Source organism: Chamaesiphon polymorphus CCALA 037 (genome assembly GCF_003003845.1).
Taxonomy (GTDB): domain Bacteria; phylum Cyanobacteriota; class Cyanobacteriia; order Cyanobacteriales; family Chamaesiphonaceae; genus Chamaesiphon; species Chamaesiphon polymorphus.
On sequence record NZ_PVWO01000425.1, the window covers coordinates 1 to 5,246 of the forward strand.

The 5,246-nt window shown below is 45.9% G+C and carries 3 protein-coding genes; 1 reads left to right on the plus strand and 2 read right to left on the minus strand.

The features are described from left to right. Positions 1-11: 11 nt before the first annotated feature. Both C7B77_RS23470 and C7B77_RS23475 read right to left on the minus strand, forming a co-directional pair. A complete protein-coding gene (locus tag C7B77_RS23470) occupies positions 12-1,286 on the minus strand; it encodes an iron uptake porin (RefSeq protein WP_106310639.1) in 1,275 nt (424 codons plus the stop codon). 429 nt (positions 1,287-1,715) lie between these two features. Next, on the minus strand, positions 1,716-3,425 hold the full coding sequence (locus C7B77_RS23475; protein ID WP_106310641.1) for an iron uptake porin: 1,710 nt from the start codon (positions 3,423-3,425) through the stop codon (positions 1,716-1,718). 649 nt (positions 3,426-4,074) lie between these two features. Between C7B77_RS23475 and C7B77_RS23480 the strand changes: the two genes are divergently transcribed. Further along, positions 4,075-5,139 carry a hypothetical protein gene (locus C7B77_RS23480; RefSeq protein ID WP_106310643.1) on the plus strand — a complete coding sequence of 355 codons (1,065 nt, stop codon included), beginning with the start codon at positions 4,075-4,077 and terminating at the stop codon, positions 5,137-5,139. The last annotated feature ends 107 nt before the right edge of the window (positions 5,140-5,246 follow it).

Below are 5,246 nucleotides of genomic sequence, written 5' to 3' on the forward strand. Positions count from 1 at the left end.
CTTGGCATATGCTATATTACTTTATTCTCAAAAAGCTCTCTTCTAATCATATGGTTATTTGTGCCGCTCAGTACTAGGTTCAGATCTTTGGCAGGACGAATGTTCAACTGACCGATAATGGCATTGGAACCTCCAAATAAACCACTACCCTGTGCTGTGCTAGCTGCTGCGTTGACGTTAGGAACTGCATAACCGATCGCCAGATCCAGATCTTTGCTAAATTGATGATTGACGGTTAAACCTGCACCGTCGCCACTGAGTCGATAAATGGGGTTAAAACGACCGAATCGAGAGATCGCTCCACTCCCCGAACTAGATAAGATCGGGTTGAAAGTGTACATGTTGTCGTTGAACTCACTACCGATCGTCTCAGCAGTAATTCTCGTCTCAGGACTCAGCGGGAATGTGTATTGGAGTAGCGAAACGCTAGTATTATTGGCTTCGTCGCCATCATAACCTAAGCGGGTCATGTTAGTGCCTGTGACCGTAGATCCAAAGCTAGGGGTGTTGCGTGACTGCAACCTGGTTCTGAGGCGATCTTTGCCCGTAAAGCTCGTATCGAAATTGAGACGAACGCGATTGCTTAAGATATTAGCAGTCGTACCATTCGTACCAATTCCAGCACTACGGCCAGTATTGTAACCACTAAACCCAATAATCGCTTCACCATTCAACTTAGTAGTGATGGAGAAAGCTTGTTTTTGGACGGTAGCTAATTTCTCTTCAACAGTAACGAGGCGATTATCTACAGCTTGCAGCTCGGAACTAAAAGACTGCACCAGTCCCTTTAGCCTGTCGAGATCTTGTTGAGAGATCGCTTCTTCTTGCTCGATTTGTGGCTCGGGAGGAGCGACTGGAGCTGGCTCTGGTGGCGCGACCACTTCTGGAGCTGCTGGTGGTGGTGTTTGGATCGAAGGAACTGGTACGACGCGTCTTCTTTTGATCGATCTACGCGGTCTTCTTCTGGCAACTAATTGCTCGATCGATTGCACGCAGCTATTGAGACTAGTGGCAAATTCTTCCCGCGACAGCGTTTTGTCGCCTGTAGGCGTGTTGCTACAACTATATTTACTGCCCAAAGCTTGCAGTGTTTGGTAAGCCCAGTCAGTCGGCTTAACTTCTGTAGCTTGCGTGGCTTGTTCGATCTGCTCGGCAGTTACTTCGGCAGTACTGGCGGTAGTGACGGTTTTAGCTTCATCAGCACTGGCAAAAGATCCACCAGCAATCCAGACCATCAGACCAATTAGGATGGGAGATAGAAGATTTTTCGATAACAATTTCATCATTTCGATCGAGCTGTTCCTCACACTTGGATTTTTTACGGATATGGGCAGTTCCCGCCATATCCTAATGTGTTAATTCTTTGAATTCTGTATAAAAGCTGACAGTTTTTGAGTCAAATAAATGGTACAGAGATTCAAATGAGTCGATCGAATCGCCCTCGGACTAGAGTGGCTGTCAGCACTTGGCAAGTTACGACCAGAGAAAATAATCATCCTTGAATATCAAGCTTTCCAACCAGCCTAAATCTTAGCTAGACAAAGAGGTCTACCACGAAAATAGGTCAATTGGAATTTTCTTTCTTGGTAACTTGCCAAGTCGTGTGGCTGTATCTAAGTCAGCAAGAGACTTTTAACTATAAAACAAGGGAACGCAAATTTTGCATTCCCTTGTTTTAAGCTATTTGTAATTTGGAAACTGACGTTCCAAATTAGTTAGAAATTGAAGGTAGTCCGAATAGTGCCGATGTACTCAGTTGGGTTAGCACTGTTGTGTTCGGGATTAGTGATTAGCAATATGCCAGGGGTAATCGATATGTTATCGCTTAATTTCACTCGATATAGAGCTTCGATATGATAGGAAGTGCTATTGTCAGGTGAAGCTGTCAAAGCAGGTGCACCTCCCACAGCAGCAAGAACACTTCGAGAATTGAGTTTTGGTGGGATACCCAGGATAAACGCCAGGTTATTACCTTTTTGACCGAAATCAGGGAAAGCCAAAGATATAGCGTAGTTACTGCTACTGGCACTACCACCAGCAACTACTTGACGGCTAGCGTCTGTGAAACCCGCCCAGCCAGATAAAATAAAACCAGGGCTGATTTTGTAGCTAGTCATGAACGAGTAGTGATTTGAGATCGTCGGTGACGCTCCAAAAGGACCATTTGCCGCAGAACTTCCAGTCCCACCTGCGACGTTAGAGCCATTGGCACTATAGGCACGAGCGTAAGCCACACCCAAGTTCAAGTCTTTGGCTGGAGCAAAGTTGAGCTGACCGAAGTACACGTTGGAACCGCTGAATACACCGCTGTTGGCGGCTGTGCTAGCAGCAGCATTGATGCCAGGAACCGCATAACCCAAGCCTAGTTCCACTTCTGGACTAAACTTGTGTTTGACACTTAGGGATGCACCGTTATTGCTTTGGCGGTAGATCGGGTTGAAGCGACCAAACCGAGAGATCGAACCGCTACCAGAGCTGGCTAGAGCTGGGTTGAAGGTGTAAAAATCATCATGGAATCTCGAACCAACTGCAAACGCACTGATCGTAGTGTCAGAGCCGAGGGGGAAAGAGTACTGTAGGATTGAAACACCAGTATTGTTGCTTGTATCTCCATCAAAACCCAATCGAGTCATGTTGGTGCCTGTGACAGGCTGGAAGCTAGCGATGTTGGCGGATTCTAACCTGGTTCTGAGTCGATCCTTACCAGTAAAGCTACTAATTAAGTTGAGACGAACTCGATCGCTTAAAACGTTACCAGTTGTGCCGCCGCCACCGAGACCAGCAGCCCGACCAGTGTTATAGCCACTAAAAGCAATGATTGCTTCACCATTTAATTTAGTAGTGGTGGAGAAAGCTTGTCTTTGGACGGTAGCTAATTTCTCCTCAACAGATACGAGGCGATTATCTACAGCTTGCAGCTCGGAACTAAAAGACTGTACCAGTCCTTTGAGCCTGTCGAGATCTTGTTGAGAGATCGCTTCTTCTTGCTCTATCTGTGGCTCGGGAGGAGCGACTGGAGCTGGCTCTGGTGGTGGTGTGACCACTTCTGGAGCTGCTGGTGGTGGTGTTTGGATCGAAGGAACTGGGACGACGCGTCTTCTTCTGATCGATCTACGCGGTCTTCTTCTGGCAACTAATTGCTCGATCGATTGGACGCAACCATTGAGGCTAGTTGCAAATTCTTCGCGCGATAAGACTTTCTTACCGTCAGGGGTGTTACCACATTCATACTTACTGCTCAATGCTTGCAGTGTTTGATAAGCCCAGTCACCAGGTCTAACTTCGGTAGCTTGTGTAGCTTGTTCGATCTGCTCGGTGGTTGCTTCGCCAGTCGGATTAGCCACACTGGGGCAGATACTCGCGATCCAAACAGCTAGACCGATTAACAGCGGCGATATAAGATTTTTCGATAACCGATCGTTCATGATTGTTGATTGTTCCTCACACTAGGTTTTCTTACTACACAGATGGCTCGAATTACATCTGGAGTTAATAATCTTACCAATTTTCGCATAACCGTTAACAGTTTATGACCAAAGGGGGTCGATACATATTAATTTCGATACATTTTCTCGATCCCGATGATGCTAGGAACTAGATCGGAATTGCTTGTAGTCGCTCTAAAATTGAGAAAATCGCTGGATCCATCGATATCGCTCTGGTTGGATCGGCCTGGAGCGGAGCTTTGGCAGCAAAATTTCCAATCGGTGTAATCGCTCGAACTATTTTGGGTATTCTAATGAGAGTAGTCGTAATACATGTGGCCTCAATCCCTCACTCATGACATGACGATCTTGCGGTTGCCAAATTAGCTACGGTTTAGGCAAGCGATCGATGTGGATACTGTTGCGCTGACCGCAACAGGTAAAAAATTCGCGAGCGGGATTCACTACATATAGATGACTAGTAATCTACGAACATATTATTTTATTGCCATCCGATCGACTTAAATATTGCAGATATCGCTCTTGCAAATCAGTCGATTTTGACGGACACATTATAAATTTATTTATACTATCTCAATTAAATTTCAAAATTTCAGCTAAAACTACCATCGATCTGGCATCTAATAAAATGAGTGACGATACTAATACTTATGAGACCATAACTCTTGTCGAAACCGAGCATGGCGTCCAACCGCGATCGGATGTCGATCGCGATCGACTTGACGAAAACGCAGACAATAACCTCGACAGGCTGGATGATGAGACAATTATTAAAAGATTTGCCCAGGGCAAAAAAAGATTGGTACTCAATCAAAACCTCCGCATCGACTATGCGCATAACTCATTGCAATTATCTACGCCAGCAGGTGACTTAATTGCCATCCATAAAGTCGCAGCCAGATTGCACTATATTCTCGTCAAAAAAGATAGTAAATACTGGCAAATCATCCAAAATATTATCTGTGAATCCCAATTTATCCCGATCGATACGGCTACCGCCGAACGCGGATTTATGCGCTATCAGAAGTACGATATTCCCGAAGGCTATACACTCAGGTACGAATTAGCCCAAGAATTGTGGCAAACTTGGCAAGAAAACCAACAACAATCCACTGCTGGGGTAAGATTAGATATTTTAATTCTCGCTCGATCGAAATGGTACCGGGTTCAACAAGCAATCTGTACTGACGATCGATTGGAGATTCAAACGCGGTTGGGGCTAATTTCCTTCTCACTCAGAGATCGAATTGCCTGGATTGCCAAACTTGGGAAAATTCCGACTGTGAGCGATGCCGATCTGAGCACTCACCAAAATGTAGTGAATAGTGGCTCCGATAGTGATATTTTGGGTAAGATTATCACCAAACTCGCTATTGAGGCTGCCCCCGACGATCGCGACCTGTATATCGACCCCACTTCTACTATGACCAGCTCGGCTTTTAGCCAACATCAAGATTCATCTCTCTATGATGAAGATCGCAGTAGCATCCTCACCAGTCAGATCTCGCCTCTGACTCAACAGCTTCGAGCCGATGCCCTCACCGTGCTCGAAAACTATCTCGAACATGGTGAAACGATCGTCAGAACCGAAACAGTCTGCGACGCGCAAGGTAATGTAATCAGTGAAAAAACTGTCAGCACCCATCGCGGCTGTCCCCGCTGGGCGATCGAAGCCATCGTTCGTTGGAGCTAGGGCTAGGTTTTAGGCTTTAGGTTTTAGGCTTTAGGTTTTGGAACTGCGTTCTTTGATTTACCCATCCACCCATCCACCCATCTACCCATCCACCCATCCACCCATCC